Origin of the sequence: Deinococcus sp. Arct2-2 (genome assembly GCF_004801315.1) — a bacterium.
In the GTDB taxonomy this organism is placed as follows: Bacteria; Deinococcota; Deinococci; order Deinococcales; family Deinococcaceae; genus Deinococcus.
The window spans coordinates 44,083-60,051 of sequence record NZ_SSNW01000010.1; the positions used below are offsets into that span (position 1 = coordinate 44,083).

Consider the following 15,969-nt stretch of genomic DNA (forward strand, 5'->3'; position numbering starts at 1 on the left):
GATATGGATTGGTTCTACGCACTCATTTACGGCATCGTCGAAGGCATCACCGAATTCCTCCCTATTAGCTCTACCGGCCACCTGATCTTGGCCGGAAACCTGATGAACGTGCCGTGGCCCAAAGCCGTCAAAGACACCTTCGAAGTGGTCATTCAGGGCGGCGCGATTCTGGCGGTGCTGGCCTACTACTGGCGCGACTTCATGCAGCAGGGCCGCGATATCGGGCGCGATCAGCCTACGCAGCGGCTGTGGCTGGGCATCATCGTGGCCTGTATTCCCGCCGTCATTCTGGGCCTCGCCTTCGGAGACGTGATCAAGGCTAACCTGTTCCGCCCCAGTGTGGTCGCGTGGGCCTTGATCGTGGGCGGCGTGATTATGTGGTTCATCGAGAGCCGCAAAGTGCAGCCTGTCGTTCACGACATCAAAGACATCGGCATTGCCAAAGCCCTGATGATCGGCGTGCTGCAAACCCTCGCGCTGCTGTGGCCCGGATTTTCGCGCAGTGCCAGTTCTATTTTGGGCGGCATGGTGCTGGGTTTAGACCGCCAAACCGCCACCAAATTCAGCTTTTATCTGGGTGTGCCCACGCTGGGCGGCGCGGCCCTGCTGGACTTCATCAAAAGCCGCGACATTCTCAGTCAGATCGGCCTTGTGAATGTGGCTATCGGTGCCGTGACCAGTTTCGTCGTCGCGTATCTGGCGATTGGCTGGCTGCTGCGCTTCGTCTCCACCAACAACTTCAAGGGATTTGCCGTTTACCGCGTCATCGTGGGAATTATTATCCTGATTCTGATTGCCACCAAAGTCCTCAGCAATACGTCGTTGGCCTAACAACTTAGGTTCAAAAAGCCCCCCAACCCTGCAGTTGTCCTCCCCTTTAAGGGGGGGCGTTGCAGAGCAACGGGGGGTTCGCCTTCCAAGTTCGAGTTGAGTCACGTGTGAACCCCCCAGTCTGCTTCGCAGCCAGCCCCCTTGAGGGGAGCGCAAAAGCTTTTAGTCCCCACCTTTAAGGGGGGGCGTTGCACGGCAATGGGGGGGTTCACCTTCCAATCAAACTGCCCAAACTGCCGCCCGAACCCCCCGCTGACATCCGACGCGGTGGGGTTCGGCTTTGCCCTAAACTACTCTCGTGACCCAGCGTTCAGCCACCCTCTACCGCCCTTTCCTCAGCGGCAGATACACCGTGTCAGCGGGCCTGTTCCGCCTTGGCGTGCAACCTGTGCCGTTTATAGGGCCAGATGCGGCAGAGGTGCTGGAGACCCATACTTTTGCGCTGGACGATACCTACCCAGCCTTTGTAGCCAGCAAAGCGGCGGCCCATGCGCGGGCCTTGCACGAATACGCGGGTGAGGCGGGCCTGACACCTGCGCTGCGTGGGGCGGCCTTGGCGTTCATCGCACACACGTTGGCTGCCGACAGTGACGGTGTTATGACGTGGGACGGAAAGCAGTTCAGCAACGCGGCGTTGGGCTGGACGGCAGCGCTGGATATAGAACGTGGCACGGTGGAGAGTCTGACCAGAGCCGTTGGCCCGCTTTCACATCTCGTGGCCGACCTTCAGCCGATCTCCGCGCTCGATTTTTTGGCACTCAATGCCCCCGAAGACCTCGCCCTCTTGGCCCGCCATCCGGCCACAGGTGTGGATTTTTTGGCTGCCGTGCATGTGATGTCGCCGCAGCACTGGAACCCGCTGGACAAGCTGGGGCGTGATTTTGCCTTTGTCCACACGCCCGTTGCAGGCAGCGGCCCCCTGAACGCCACCGCGCCGCGCCTCGTAGACGCCGTCATTTCACGCGGGCCGTTCGTGCGTTTTGCGTGGGGCGTGGCGATGAGTGACCACCTAGACCATCATCCTGCTGGCCCGCCCGACTCTGACCGTGCCCACGCCACCACCTTCGATCCAGACCGGGCGTTTTTGCGTGTAGAGCGCCAAACCCTGACTGGATTTCCCGGCGCACACGGGGCGCTGTTTACCATCCGGCCCTACATTTATCCGCTGCGGGAGGCGGTGGCTGACCCTGCTCATGCCCGCGCTTTGGCTGCCGCGCACCGCTCTATGACGCCGGAACAGGTGGAATACAAGGGCTTGACGGCGTTGCTGCCCGATCTGCTGGCGTGGCTGGATGGACAGAGTTCGGATCAGCAGGGTTCGGATGGACAGAGTTTGAATTCATGGAGGGAAATGCTGAGCCGGAAGCCGAATGAGGGCTAGACTGCCGGGCGTGAATGTTCGTCGTTGGTGGGTTGGCTTAGGGGGAGTGATCATAGCGGGATTGTCGGCCTGTTCGCCGCAGGATGGCGGCACGCAGGCGCAGACTGGTCAAGCACAGACACAGCAAGTACAAACGCAGACCAGATCAACCCAAACCGCCGTCCCGCGTACCGACCCGCAAAGCGGCCTGCTCTATATCGCAGTGGCCGCCTTGCCCCGCGAAGGCCAGCAAACCCTGCGCCTAATCGCGGCGGGCGGCCCCTTTCCGTACAGCAAAGACGGCGTCAGTTTTGGCAACCGCGAAGGCATTTTGCCCCAGCAGCCGCGCAATTATTACCGGGAATACACCGTCAAAACGCCCGGAGAAAGCGACCGGGGAGCGCGGCGAATCGTGTGCGCGGATGGCGGCAACGGCCCCAAAACAGCCCAGTGTTACTACACCGCCGACCACTACGCTTCGTTCCAGAGGATTCGGCCATGATCAATGTGTTTAATGCCGCCCCAGACGGAATCCAAACGGCTCCACACGATATGCGGATCGTGGCTGCCGGGTATCAGGTATCGGTGCGCGAAGTCGACCTGACCCGTGTGCGAGACAAGGAAAGCCTAATGCTGGCCTTCCTGCGCGGGCTGGCGCTGACCCAAACCTTCGGGCATAACTGGGACGCCTTGTTTGATGTGCTGACCGACCCCGAGGCCCGCCCCGCCCGCTTCGCGTTGGTGCTGTGCGACTACGATCATTTTCGCAAGCGGCACGCCAAACTGAACACCGAACTAGAAGCTGTGCTGTTGGACGCCCAACGCAACGCCGCCGAGGGAGGCCGCCAATTGTGGGTGCTGGCCGAAGAGCCGGAAAGCGATCTGCGCCGCTGGTAGGCTCGCGGTGCAGGCGGTTGGGAGGGCGAGGCCAGTTGTCCGGCCCCGCGTCCTCTACACTTGGCCCCGATGAACGCCGCGCCGCTGCTCCCCCAATCTGCCCCTTCTGACCACTTGCCCCGCTACATTTTGGGCATAGACACGTCCTGCGACGATACGGGCGTGGGCGTGGTGGAACTGTTGCCCAGCGGCGGCATGCAGCTGCGGGCCAACCGGATTTGGTCACAGCAGATTCATGCCCAGTACGGCGGCGTGATGCCCGAACTCGCCAGCCGCGAGCATGTGGAGCGCATAGACGAAATTATGGGTGCGGCGCTTGCAGAAGCGGGCCTGAGCGTGGGCGACATCGGCGCAGTGGCGGCTACGTCTGGGCCGGGTTTGGTGGGGGCGCTCTTGGTAGGGCTGATGTACGGCAAAGGCGTGGCACAGGGGCTCGGCGTGCCGTTTTTTGCCGCCCATCACCTGGAGGGCCATATTTTCGCGGCAGCCTCGGAAGAAGAATTGCAGGCTCCGTATCTGGCATTGGTGGTCAGCGGCGGCCATACCCACCTGTTCGACGTACCCGAAGAAGGCAAGTACGTGTTGGTAGGGGCCACCCGCGACGACGCGGCGGGCGAGGCCTTCGACAAGATTGCGCGGCTAGCAGGCCTCGGCTACCCCGGCGGCCCAGCCATCAGCGAGGCGGCCACGCGGGGCAACCCCGACGCCGTAGCGTTTAAGGAGCCGCTGCAAGGCCAAAAAGGATTCGAGTTCAGCTTCAGCGGCTTAAAAACTGCCGCGCTGCTGGCGCACAAAGCCGGAGCCAAGCCCGAAGATTTGGCCGCCAGTTTCGAGCGGGCCGCCGTGCGCTTTTTGGTCAAAACTACTGTGCGGGCCGCCAATGCTTACGGGCGCGACACTGTTGTCGTCTCAGGCGGCGTGGCGGCCAACCGTGCCCTCCGCGCCGCATTTGCCGCCACCGACCTGCATACCGTGTTTCCCGGTGCGGGCCTGAATACCGACAACGGCGCAATGATCGCGCTGGCCGGAGCCGCCGCCCTGCACGCGGGCCGCCCCAGTCAGTCGCTAGAAGCCGGAGCCGAGGCATATGCACCCTTAGCCAAGCTGATTCCTGAGGCTCCAGCCCTTCACCAGTAAGCAACTAAGTCAGAAAACTAGCAAACTGATGGACTTACTATAGTTTACTTTTCATTTGTTAAGTTTTGGCGAGTCATACTTAGCATTTGTGCAGACATATTAGGTTTGCCTCGCAACGTCGTGCTTTTTCTGATACTGAAACGCAACAGCAGGACACTTTGTGATGTGTGAAAGCTAAAGTTGAGATGAACCCATCTTACTCTTCACCCTGTCTCTTTTTGGCATACAAAAATTCTGTTTTTAAGCTGAGTCTTCTTGAGGTCAGGGCGCGATTTTTCTGCGTCTGTCAGACTTCACCCTACTGCTGATTTGGACTTTGCCTTATCTAATCAAGGCAGAATTCTCATTTAAATGGCTGGCTTGTCATCCCAAAGAGCCTCGGCACATTGACCATTGGCAGATGTACGCCTAATATGCCTTTCACGAGTCATTCAAGATTCGGCAGTTGTTCCTGTTCGCCCCTCACGGCATCAGATCATCCGCTGACCCTTTCCGCGCCTGCGGAACTTGGGCCGTTCTTATCGTTCCCCGCTGCTCTCATAAAGGAGTCACTTTACCTCATGGCCCTGAAACCGATCTCCATTGGCTCGGCACTCCTCCTCGGTACACTTCTCATGGGCTGTGGCCCTACCGATCCTGTGCCCGCTGGCGACACCACGCCGCCTACCATCAGCCTGAGTGCTTCTCCGGCTTCTATCAACATCGGGGGAACGACGACTGTTACGGCAGCGGCGACAGACGATACGGGCGTAACCAAAGTGGAGTTTTACAACGGCACAACCAAGATTTCTGAAGACACCACCGCGCCCTACGAAGCAACGGTGACGCTGAGTGTAAACAGCACAATTACGGCTATTGCTTACGACGCGGCAGACAATAAGGCGACGGCTACCACTTCGGTGACGGTCACCACCCCGCCTGCACCTGTGGGTGATGTGACGGCCCCAACCATTGCGGTGAGTGCCTCTCTGGCAGCAGTCGCTCAAGGCGCAACCATCACCCTGACCGCCACCGCCAGCGACAACGTTGCCGTGACCAAAGTAGAGTTTTACAACGGCGCAACCAAGATTTCTGAGGACACCACCGCGCCTTACGAAGCAGTCGTGACGGTGGGCGCAACCACCACCTACACCGCGACGGCCTACGACGCCGCAGGCAACAAGACTTCGGCCACCACCACCGTGAACGTGGCGGCGGGAACGGGTTCTGTGCAGGGCATGGTCGTCGACCAGAACATCGGCGCTCCGGTGGCGGGCAGCACCATTACGGTCATGCGGGGCGCAACCAACCTCGGTACGTTTACCAGTGGCGCAGACGGCTCGTTTAGCTTGCCTGCTTTGGCCGCAGGCACCTACGACATCAAAGCCCGCAAAGCCGGACACGCAGGCAGTGACCTGTACGGCGTTGTCGTGGCCGATGGAGTGGCCTCGCCTGTGACACTGGTGCAGCGCCCCGCTTTCGACACTAGCGCCACCACCAACCCCGCCAAATTGCTCCTGACCCGCGGCGACGGCAGCACGCCTCTGGCCGGAGTTACGTTCAATGCCAGCACAGGTATAGATTTCAAGATCGTATCGACTCCTGATTCCGACCACGTGGGGCCAGTGCGGATCGTGTATGCGCAGTTGGGCCGTACCCCCGGCAGCGGGGGCATTACCGCCGCCGCCAATGCCAGCAACTACAACTTCTCGCCTCAGCAGAATATGCCCAAAGTCGTGGACTCCGGCCCAGTCACGGTAGGCACGGCAGCCAGCGTTCCTAACTTTACGGCAGGCTTTGGCAGTGCGGCAGGCGAAACCGTGTACCTGACGGTCATGTCTGTGGATTACAACTACAACTACTCGCGCTACGTGGTGCCCATCAAGCTGATCAATACGTCGGCCACAGCGGGCAATACCGTCGAGGCTCCGACGCGGGCCGCCGCCACCGCCTACACCCTCAAGCAAGAAGGCTCTTGGACGACGCCCTACACCACCCCCACGCCCGACGCGGCCCCCAACGGCTCCGGCGTGTTCGTGGAAGTGCGCTGGTGCTACACCAACGTCACCGCTGCGGCCAAGCCGTTTGCCTTTGATGTAGAGCGCTCTAGCGACGGCACCACCTTCACCAAGATCGGCACGGTGGGCGGCAACAGCGTCGCCACTTGCTCGGCCACCAACCAGCAGACCCGGCCCTTCAACTACCGCGACACCAGCTCTGACCTGACGGTGGGCAAGACCTTTACCTACCGCGTGCTGGCGCGTGGAGCCAACAGCGTCGCCAGCAACACCACCCAAACCACGCCGCTGGCTCAGTTCACGCCCACGTTCATCGCGCCCGCCGATGAATCCACCGGAGTTTCTATTACTCCTACCTTCGTGATGGGGCAAAACCAGACGGCAATCGGGGCTGACGGTGCGGGCTACAACTTGCGTCTGCGCGACCTGATGACCCTCAACGGCTCCAACCTGCCCGGCGCGGCCGCCAACGCCCTGATCCGGGTAGAAGAAGGCACAGGCGCAACGGGCAACGCCATTCCCGCCGGACAGTCGTTGGTGTTCCTGAGCGGCAGTTCGGTACTCGGCAAGCCCGCTGCCGGAACGGTACTCACCGACACTTCGGGCACTTACGACGCCACCAAGCCCAATCTGTTCCCTGTAGATACGGCGGCCCACACGGTCAGCATTCCTTTGATCGAACTGACGGGCGCACCTCTGCAAACGCTGCGGCCCTACAAGTGGGAAATGTACTCCGGCTTTGCCTACAAGTACGCCCCCGCCGAGGGTAACCGCATCTCCGCCTACTCGGTGTACACGTGGCCCGACAGCGCGGTGGCCCCGATCAACCAGACTCGCGGCACCAACCTCAACTGGGACTTTATTACGGGCGACAAATAAGGCGCTAGGAAGCGGCGCTGAACTCGCCTGCGCTGAACTTGTCTGCCGCCGCTTCCGTACCCCAGCCCAGTCTAATTTCCCTCGGTCAATCCTAAATCCATCCGACTTCCCGACAGATTCGACTTTCCGATAGAGAGGCAAAACGATGCGTAAGAACATTCCGCACAATCTGCGACGCAACCCGTCCATATCACTCGGCAAATCACTTGGTGTGCTGGCCCTGACGGGATTACTGGCCGCCTGCTCGCAAACCAACCTAGAGGCCAGCGTTCCGGCTCCGGTGGCTTCTGCCCCAGTGGTAGGCGAACTGGCCCAAAACGGCCCCCTGAAATACATCAAGAACGAGCTGGTCGTCGGGTACACCGACGCCGCCAGCCTTCAGGCCGCCGCAACTGCCCTGAAAGGCCAAGTTGTCGCCACCATTCCCGAAATTAAAGTGGCCCTGATCCGCGTCAGTGGCGACGCTCTGAAACTGACCAAAGGGGCTATGCGCCTCAGCGGTGTGCGCTACGCCGCCGTGAACGATGTGGTCACGCCAGAAAAACCGATTTCCGGTGTGCAGCCTGCCAGCCTGACGCCCCTCGCGGCCAGCGCCGACCAGATTTTTGACGAACTGCCCCAATACGCCCTCGATCCCCGGCACCTGAACGCCAAAGTTGCGTGGGATACGGGCATGACCGGGAAAGGCGTGCTGGTGGCCGTCATCGACGATCCCGGCGACGTGTCTCACCCCGACCTGAACCCCAACTGGGCAGGCAAGGCCTTCGATCCGCTGCAAAACAAGACCTACACCAACGCCACCGAATGGGTCAACTACTTCAAGAAGCCTGAAAACTCGCACGGCACCTTCGTGGCGTCCAGCATCGTGGCGGCCAAAGACGGCAAAGGCATCGTGGGCCTCGCTTACGAAGCCAAGTGGATGCCTGTGGTGATGTTCAACCCCGGCGGCTACAGCAGCTTCAACATCGCCCTCGGCGCAATCTGGGCCACCAACAACGGCGCACGGGTCATCAACAACTCGTGGGGCGGCGGCGTGTCCTTCGGGCCAGTCAAGGACGCCTTCGACTACGCCATGAGCAACGGCACCACCGTCGTCGCCTCTATGGGCAACTCTTACCACGACGAATTCCAGTACCCCGCCGCGCTCCCCGGTGTGATGGCCTCGGGCGCACTGGACGGCAGCAACCGCAGAGTGACTTTCTCGACCAGCGGGCGGCATATTTCCAGCAGCGCTCCCGGCCAAGACACCCTGTTGGCGAATCCGACTTGGCTGTGGGGCGACCCCGCCAAGCCCGAAACGCACGAACTGATCTCCGGCACGTCGTTTTCCTCTCCGTACACGGCAGCTGTCGCCGCCCTCGCGCTGCAAAAGTGCCCCGCCGCCACGCCTTACCAAGTGCGCCGGATTTTGGAAACCACTGCTAATGGTGCCATCGGTTCCAACCCCACCGGCTTTGACCGCGATACGGGCTGGGGCGCACTGGACGCAGGCAAGCTGGCCCAGACCCTCACCGACTGCACCAAGCTGCCCGCCAAAGGCGCAAACGTCTATATCAACGTGAAGTATGCCAACGGTGGCGGCACTCAGCCCGGCGAACTCGTTGACGTGATCTTGCGTGGTCAGGGTATGCGGGCCGGAGCCACAGACGACCCCACGCCGCTGTACATCACGCCTACCGACGCCGCTGGCGACGCCCGTTTCTCGGAAATCGCGCCCGGAACCTACGACCTGTACGTGGCTGGAGCCGACCTGAGCATCACGGGCAGCCTCACCGAAGACCGGGGCACGTTCATGGGCACCCTGACCGCCACCAGCGGCAGCACCTATTTCAGCCCTGACCGCAAAAACGTGATGCTGACGGCCAACGCGCCCGACTTCAATCCGGTAGACCCCTACGAGCCGAACGACACGCCCGCCGACGCCAAGACCATCGCCTACGGCCAAACCAGCCAGACGGCCTACATCTTCGGCAAGCCCAAAGACTTGGACTACTTCAAGTTCACGGGTGCGGCAGGCGACCAGATCAAGGCCGAAATGCTGGCTGGCTCTCAACTTGGCGGCTCGCTGGATTCCTACCTGTATCTGCTCGGCCCCGACGGCGTAACCGTGCTGGCCGAAAACGATGATCGTGGCACGCCCCGCATCGACTCGGATTCCGAAGTCAACTTCACCCTGACCGCTGCTGGCACGTATTACCTCGTCGCCACCAGCTTCACCGTGTCTGAGGGACAGGAAGACGACAGCCCCTTCAACAAGTATCAGTTGAAGCTGACCAAGACCAACTAAGCCTCGTTCTTTAGCCCCGGCCCCTGCCTTTGTGCGGGGGCTTTTTGCTAGGAGTGTGGGGCGGCTGTTGTTGTACCGAACGCATTGAATCCTTGAGGCGGGACGGGTTCGCCGCTGAACTGCCCCCTCACCCTGCTGCTATGCAGCGCCCCTCTCTGCTGCGCAGCTCTACGAGTCCCACAAGGGGCGAGGGCAACACATAAGGGCTGGAAGCTGTGTCTAGCTCTTTCCCTCTTTATGGGGGAGGGTTGGGGAGGGGGTGAGTGAGCAACGCGATTGCCCTTTCGCCCTCCCTTAGACCCTCAGACCCTAGACCCTTAGACGCCCTTTTCCACGTCCCACGATCCACACTCCACGATCCCTCCACCCCACCCCCATTCCTGAGCCTCCCCGACTCAGGTTGCTTACGCGCACCTCACTGAAATCAGGCGCTCCGGTCAGGTTGCCGGGGCGTATACTGCGAGGCGTCATGTTCCGTGTCCTGAACAAAGTATTCGATAACAACCAGCGCGACGTACAGCGCATCATCAAAACGGTGGTGCTGCCGGTCAACGCGCTGGAAGAAGAAACGATGAAAGTCGAGAATCTCGCCGAGGCCTTTATGGCCCTTCGGAAGCGTGTGCAGGAGGGCGGGGAATCCCTTGACGACGTCATGATCCCGGCCTTTGCCCTGATCCGCGAAGCAGGCCGCCGCGCCATCGGCAAGCGCCACTACGACGTGCAGCTCATCGGCGGCGCGGCTCTCCATCAGGGCCGCATTGCCGAAATGCGAACTGGAGAAGGCAAGACGCTGGTGGCGACACTGGCGCTGGCGCTGAACGCGCTGGAAGGCAAAGGCTGTCACCTCGTTACGGTCAACGACTATTTGGCGCGGGTGGGCATGGAAGAAATGGGCCTGCTGTACCGCACGCTGGGCCTCACGGTGGGCCTTGCCAACCGCGAACTCCAGCCCGCGCAAAAGCAGGCCGCCTACGCCTGCGACATCACCTACGTCACCAATTCCGAGCTAGGCTTCGACTACCTGCGCGACAACATGGCCCAGAGCCGCGACGCCCTCGCCCTGCGTGCCGATACGCCGCTGCACTTTGCCATCGTGGACGAAGTGGACAGCATTCTGATCGACGAAGCCCGCACGCCGCTGATCATTTCGGGGGCTGCCGAAAAAGCCACCGACCTGTATTACGTGTACGCCAAGCTGATTCGCCGCCTGCAAAAGGGCGAACCCGCCGAACCCGGCAAACGCGCCGAAGCGACAGGCGACTACACCATCGACGAAAAGGGCAAGCAAGTACATATCACCGAGGGCGGCATCGGCAAAATCGAGAGATTGCTGAGTATTCCTGACCTGTACAGCCCCGAAAACATGGACAAAGCTCACATGATCACGCAGGCGATCCGGGCCAAAGAGCTGTATCACCGCGAAAAAGACTACATGGTGAACGCGGAAGGCGAAGTGCTGATCGTGGACGAGTTTACGGGGCGCTCGATGCCCGGACGCCGCTACGGGGAAGGCCTGCACCAAGCCATCGAAGCCAAGGAAAACGTCAAGATCGAGAACGAAAACCAGACGCTCGCCACCATCACGTATCAAAACTTTTTCCGCTTGTACAACAAGTTCGCGGGCATGACCGGTACGGCCAAAACCGAAGAAAAAGAGTTCCTCGACATCTACGGCAGCGATGTGCTTGTGATTCCCACCAACAAGGCGATTCTCCGCAAAGACGCCGAAGACTTGGTGTACCGCTCGCGCATTGGCAAGTACAACGCGGTGGTGCAGGAAGTCGTGGAGATGCACGCCACGGGCCGCCCCGTCCTGATCGGCACGGCCAGCATCGTGACCAGCGAGCAACTCAGCGATCTGCTGAAGGTTGCCAACATTCCGCACACCGTTCTGAACGCCAAATTTGAGGCGCAGGAAGCCAGCATCGTGGCTCAGGCCGGACGCAGCGGCACCGTGACCATCGCTACCAACATGGCTGGACGCGGCACCGACATCAAGTTGGGTGGCGACAGCGAATTCCTGTTGGGCGAGGCCATCGAGCAGAACTTTGGCATCAGCCGATTTGCGCCCGAAGCCGAGAACTTCATCAAAGCGATCAGTCGTCAAGACCCCGCTGCCGCCGAACTCGGCCTGCTGGTTCCCGGCATCACGCCCGAGTTTATTGCACAGGCGCAGCAACTCGAACTCGATACGATTGCCGACCATAGCCGCGTGCAACAAATCGGCGGCCTGCACATCATCGGCACCGAGCGCCACGAATCGCGCCGAATCGACAACCAATTGCGCGGACGGGCGGGGCGTCAGGGCGACCCCGGCAGCAGCCGCTTTTATGTCAGCTTTGAAGACGATCTGATGCGTCTGTTTGCCAACGACCGCGTCGTCGCCATGATGGATCGCCTCGGCATGGATGACAGCCAGCCCATTGAGGCCAAGATGGTCACGGGGGCTATAGAAAAGGCGCAGGCCCGCGTGGAAGACCGCAACTTCAGCACCCGCAAGCAACTGCTGGAATTCGACAACGTGATGAGCGTGCAGCGCGACACCATCTACGGTCAGCGCCGCGAAGTGTTGCTGGGGCCAGACGAAGCGGTGGAAGAAAGCACCGAAGGCATGATTGCCGACTTCGTGGATATGCAGTTGGCGACCCACGCGCCTGCCGACCAAAACCCGGAAGAGTGGGACGTTGAAGGCCTCCAAACTGCGGTGGTAGACGCCGTGCCGCAACTGGAAGGTTTCGACTTCGTAGCTCTGAAAAACGTGTCGCCTGCCGAAGCTCAGGAGCGCCTGCTGACCGCCGTAGCCGACGCTTTCGATGCCCGCAAGGAAGAACTCAGCCCCACTATGCTGAATAGCCTGAGCCGGTACGTGCTGCTGCAAGTGGTAGACCAGCACTGGAAAGAGCATCTGCACGGCATGGACGTCCTGCGCCAAGGCATCGGCCTGCGCGGGTACGGCCAGCGCGACCCCTTTACCGAATACAAGTTTGAAGCCACAAACATGTTCAACGAGATGATCGACAATTTGAAGAATGACGTGACCAAGTTCGTCTTCAGAATGCAGTTTGGTCAGACCGGGTAAGACTCTTAGACTTGTACAACGTCTTAGGCGGCCAGTTTTCTATGGCCGCCTTTTTCGTTGATTGCTTGAGTTGACGACAGCATTCGGTTTGTTCCTGCCCTTCGCCGCTTCCATAACTCGTGAAACTGTGGAGAAACAGGGGCCAGTGAGAGAACCAATCGGCCAACCTTCAAAGACCGTTGTGCTCAGGGTGTTTGCGCTGCCTCATTTGTATTGACCGACTGATCAAGAGAAACAAGTGAGTTCTCCACTGACACGACGAGCGAAATAGTTCACATCATCTAGTATCTGACCTTTTGAACACCAAACACCATTTCGTTTGACATAGGCATTAACTCAGACAAAGAAATGCAGAATACTACTCATCCCCAAGGAAATTGGTTACAATCTAGCTACGGGGGCACTTTTGAATACGTTGACTTCTCTGTCCACACCTGCTCAAGAGCGCAGAAAGTATCTTGTTTCTTGCATTCGTGTTTCGTTGATTAAACGGTGGTACTTGTTGGTCGGGGCCATCGTTTTGGGCGTTGCAATGGGCTTTAGCCTTGGCTTTCCCCGGTTGGAGCAGGGGTTGTTGGGTCTGCTCTGCGCGGTGTCGTGGGCCACTTTGATTGCGGTGCAGTCTTGGCAACGCCACGCCGACGATGTGCCCGCATCACGCCTGACGGTCAATCCAGCACAACTGGAGTAATTCTGTCTGCTTTCACCATTGGCTCCTGCACTGAAGCGGGGGCTTTTTTATGCAGTTGCATTTCCCTAAGAGTTCACCACCAGCACGGTAATAATCAAGGGCACAATCACCAACGCAGAGACGCCGAAGATAAGTTGCAGGCGGCGGGTGCGGGGCAATACTTTGCCTGTGACGCGGCAGTACAGCCACACACCCGCCGTCATGAGCGTCATGACCACCAATGTCAGGATGATCAGCGCAGCGGAAATTGCGAGAGCGCCGAAGAAAGCCACATTCATCATTGTGGGCAGCTTAGTGGGGCGGGTCTTGCCAAAGTGTCAAAGTGTTCATCAAGCGCGTCTCAGCCGCATCAGACCTAGGTCACGCCGCCCCGCCATGATCGTTGGTATGCGCTTTCTCCTGCCAACTTTGGCCCTTGCTGCTGGCCTTGCCACAGCCCAAACCACTCTGTTTCAACCTACTACCGTGCCTGCGCCCCTCAACGGCATCTGGACATTGACACACGTTACGCCGCAGGTAAAGCCAGATCTGAATCTTGCCCCGGTGCAACTGGTCATTGCGGGCGGCCAAGTGCGCGGCGGCATCGGCTGCGGCACCTACGCTGGAACCATTCGGGCGGCCCACAACCGCCTTAGCGTTCAGGTTGCGCCCTTGCCGCCGCGTCCAAACGAACGGTGCTTGTACGCTCAGCCCCTCGCGTTTCATGCGGCCTTAAATGCGTCTTCGGGCTACCTGATCAGCAGCGATACCCAACAACTGGTGCTGTTTTCTAAAACCACGCGGCTCACCTTCAAGCGCATCGGCTACGTGACGCCTGCCAAGCCCTGATCCTGAAGTTGACTCTGACTGGCCCCTTCTCAGAGATACTAAGCCATGACTTTCGAGTTCAGCGGCCCCATCTGGTTCTGGAAGGGGCCAGCCCCGTGGTATTTCATCACTGTTCCCACCGAACAGAGCGCCAAAATCAAAGCCGCGTCTCGGTTCGTCACCTACGGCTGGGGTATGATTCCCGTCCAGGCTCAAATCGGCAACACGGCATGGACTACATCGTTGTTCTTTAAAGATGAGCATTACGTCATTCCCATCCGCGCCAACGTCAGGAAGGCGGAAGGGCTGGAGGAGGGGCAAGACGTAGCCGTGCAAATGACGCTGGGGTGATGAGTTGCTGTTGGGATGATTGTGATCATATAAAATTCAACCGGGCCTTCTCGCTTTGAGGCCCGGTTGAATCGTTTTTGAATTTTGCATCAACTCTCCGTAATCGCCCTCAAGCCGTCCCAACTATAAAAACCGCAATAACCCCCGCCTCTCCTGAGGGTGCTGCGCTCCTTGTAACTGCAAAGAAAAGTCTTCCAGCGCGTCTTGCAGCTGCCGTGCGTCGCGCACGATGCCTGCACTGAGGCTCTGCACCTGCGTTTCCCGTTCCTGCTCCCAGTGGTTCAGCACGCGCTCGTTCAGGCGGGCGTGGTCAGGGCTGGTCACGTCGCGTGGGGGGGCGAGGCGGTCACGGGCGGCCTCCAAGTAAGCCACATGGTCGGTGGCGCGGGCGGCCTCCAGATAGCTGCGGCCCTGCTTGATCTGCGCCACCCGTCCCAGCAGGCGCTCGCGCTCCAGCACAGTGCGGGCGCGTTCGCGGCCTTGCAGCAGCGCGGCTCCTACCGCCATCGCCACCAGCGACATCGTAAACACCAAGAGTGACCAATGCTGAGGCACGGCGTTGGTGTCGGTGGTGCTGCTCAGGTCAGTCAGTTGGCCCTGCTGCGCGGCGTTGGCGGCAATTTGTTGGGTCACGCGCAGAATGCCGTCCCAGTTCAGGTAGCCTTCTACACCCAAATACAGCACACTGACCGCCACGATGCCGCCGATATAAGTGGCGGGGCGGCCCATGCCCGGTGTCCCGCTGGCGGCCATTTTTGCGCGGTAAGCCAACTCGTCTACCAGCCACAGCAGCAGCACACTGAACATCACCCCGGCGGTCAGGGCAATAACGGTCAGGTACAGGCGGCTTTCGGGATTGAACAGCAGGTTGATGCTCACGCCGCTGATGACGCCCACAAAAAACTTGCTGAACACGGCGAACCCGTTGAAGACGCGCTTGCTTCCAGTCTGCTGTTCGGGCGGGCGAATCGGGTGGCCTTCGCGGGCGAGGTCGGCCAACGCCTGCTGCTGATAAAAGCCTTCGGCGCTGAGGGTGTCGGGCTGTGCGCCGTACTCGGCCAGCGCATCAAACCGCTGTTGACGGGCCTGTTCTATGGCCTCGGTGGCGCGGGTGTACTCGTGTTCTACGCCGCTGCTGGCCGCGTTCATAAAGCGCAGATGTTCGTCCTGACGTGTCCAAGATTCGCGCACGCCTACGCCCGTTTCGGCCAGCACCCGTGTCAGTGTTTGGCGGGCGAGGGCGTGGTTTACGCGGTACTGCTCCACGTTCAGCGCCAAAATCCGGACGCGTTTGGTCAGCAGGCCGCGGGCGGCAGGGTCGGCCACCAGCGCCAATTCATCCGTCAGGTCATTCAGGAACGCGCCGTAATGATCCGGCGGCAGCACAGGCATAAACTGCTCGGCGCTGAGGGGATCGGGGTGGGGGAGAGCGGCTTCGTAGAGATTCAGAGTCTGTGGCTCAGGGTTGACCACTGGCACGCTGGAAACAGCGTTTTCCTCAGCCAGAGCATCAGCTTGCGGGTTCGTGTCTTCCCCCGCAAAGCTCATATTCACCGTGCCTAAGTCCGGGCCACTCAGAGTCACGCTTTCCAGTGCAGCAGGTGCGTGAAATGAAGTGTCTTCCGAACCATTTTGGGTCTTCGAGGTGGTCAT

13 protein-coding genes are annotated in these 15,969 nt (G+C 60.1%); 11 read left to right on the plus strand and 2 right to left on the minus strand.

Going from position 1 to position 15,969, the window contains the following annotated elements:
- The first annotated feature begins 3 nt into the window (after positions 1-3).
- From E7T06_RS06605 to E7T06_RS21160, 9 genes are all read left to right on the plus strand, one after another.
- Positions 4-831, plus strand: coding sequence for an undecaprenyl-diphosphate phosphatase (locus tag E7T06_RS06605; protein ID WP_136365036.1), 828 nt, complete (start codon positions 4-6; stop codon positions 829-831).
- A 298-nt stretch (positions 832-1,129) separates the two neighbouring features.
- On the plus strand, positions 1,130-2,212 hold the full coding sequence (locus E7T06_RS06610; protein ID WP_136365037.1) for a heme-dependent oxidative N-demethylase subunit alpha family protein: 1,083 nt from the start codon (positions 1,130-1,132) through the stop codon (positions 2,210-2,212).
- 10 nt (positions 2,213-2,222) lie between these two features.
- Entirely contained in the window at positions 2,223-2,693 is a 471-nt protein-coding gene (locus E7T06_RS06615; protein WP_240740892.1) for a ribonuclease, read from the plus strand.
- Positions 2,690-3,088 carry a barstar family protein gene (locus E7T06_RS06620; protein ID WP_136365039.1) on the plus strand — a complete coding sequence of 133 codons (399 nt, stop codon included), beginning with the start codon at positions 2,690-2,692 and terminating at the stop codon, positions 3,086-3,088. The genes E7T06_RS06615 and E7T06_RS06620 overlap by 4 nt, the downstream gene beginning before the upstream one ends.
- Before the next feature lie 69 nt (positions 3,089-3,157).
- Positions 3,158-4,225: a tRNA (adenosine(37)-N6)-threonylcarbamoyltransferase complex transferase subunit TsaD gene (gene tsaD / locus E7T06_RS06625; RefSeq protein WP_168733405.1), complete on the plus strand. Its 1,068-nt coding sequence runs from the start codon at positions 3,158-3,160 to the stop codon at positions 4,223-4,225.
- Between the two features lie 560 nt (positions 4,226-4,785).
- A complete protein-coding gene (locus tag E7T06_RS06630; RefSeq protein WP_136365040.1) occupies positions 4,786-7,101 on the plus strand; it encodes an Ig-like domain-containing protein in 2,316 nt (771 codons plus the stop codon).
- Between the two features lie 145 nt (positions 7,102-7,246).
- Positions 7,247-9,388, plus strand: a complete 2,142-nt coding sequence (locus E7T06_RS06635) for a S8 family serine peptidase (RefSeq protein WP_136365041.1) — start codon at positions 7,247-7,249, stop codon at positions 9,386-9,388.
- Between the two features lie 469 nt (positions 9,389-9,857).
- On the plus strand, positions 9,858-12,467 hold the full coding sequence (gene secA / locus E7T06_RS06640; RefSeq protein WP_136365042.1) for a preprotein translocase subunit SecA: 2,610 nt from the start codon (positions 9,858-9,860) through the stop codon (positions 12,465-12,467).
- A 532-nt stretch (positions 12,468-12,999) separates the two neighbouring features.
- On the plus strand, positions 13,000-13,158 hold the full coding sequence (locus E7T06_RS21160; protein ID WP_168733406.1) for a hypothetical protein: 159 nt from the start codon (positions 13,000-13,002) through the stop codon (positions 13,156-13,158).
- 65 nt (positions 13,159-13,223) lie between these two features.
- On the opposite strand, the gene E7T06_RS21165 is transcribed toward E7T06_RS21160, so the two are convergent.
- Entirely contained in the window at positions 13,224-13,439 is a 216-nt protein-coding gene (locus tag E7T06_RS21165) for a hypothetical protein (protein WP_168733407.1), read from the minus strand.
- A 106-nt stretch (positions 13,440-13,545) separates the two neighbouring features.
- Between E7T06_RS21165 and E7T06_RS06650 the strand changes: the two genes are divergently transcribed.
- Positions 13,546-13,986: an META domain-containing protein gene (locus E7T06_RS06650; protein WP_168733408.1), complete on the plus strand. Its 441-nt coding sequence runs from the start codon at positions 13,546-13,548 to the stop codon at positions 13,984-13,986.
- Between the two features lie 45 nt (positions 13,987-14,031).
- Positions 14,032-14,316, plus strand: a complete 285-nt coding sequence (locus E7T06_RS06655; RefSeq protein WP_136365045.1) for a DUF1905 domain-containing protein — start codon at positions 14,032-14,034, stop codon at positions 14,314-14,316.
- Between the two features lie 123 nt (positions 14,317-14,439).
- Here E7T06_RS06655 and E7T06_RS06660 read toward each other — a convergent pair whose 3' ends face one another.
- Positions 14,440-15,969, minus strand: coding sequence for a hypothetical protein (locus E7T06_RS06660; RefSeq protein ID WP_240740893.1), 1,530 nt, complete (start codon positions 15,967-15,969; stop codon positions 14,440-14,442).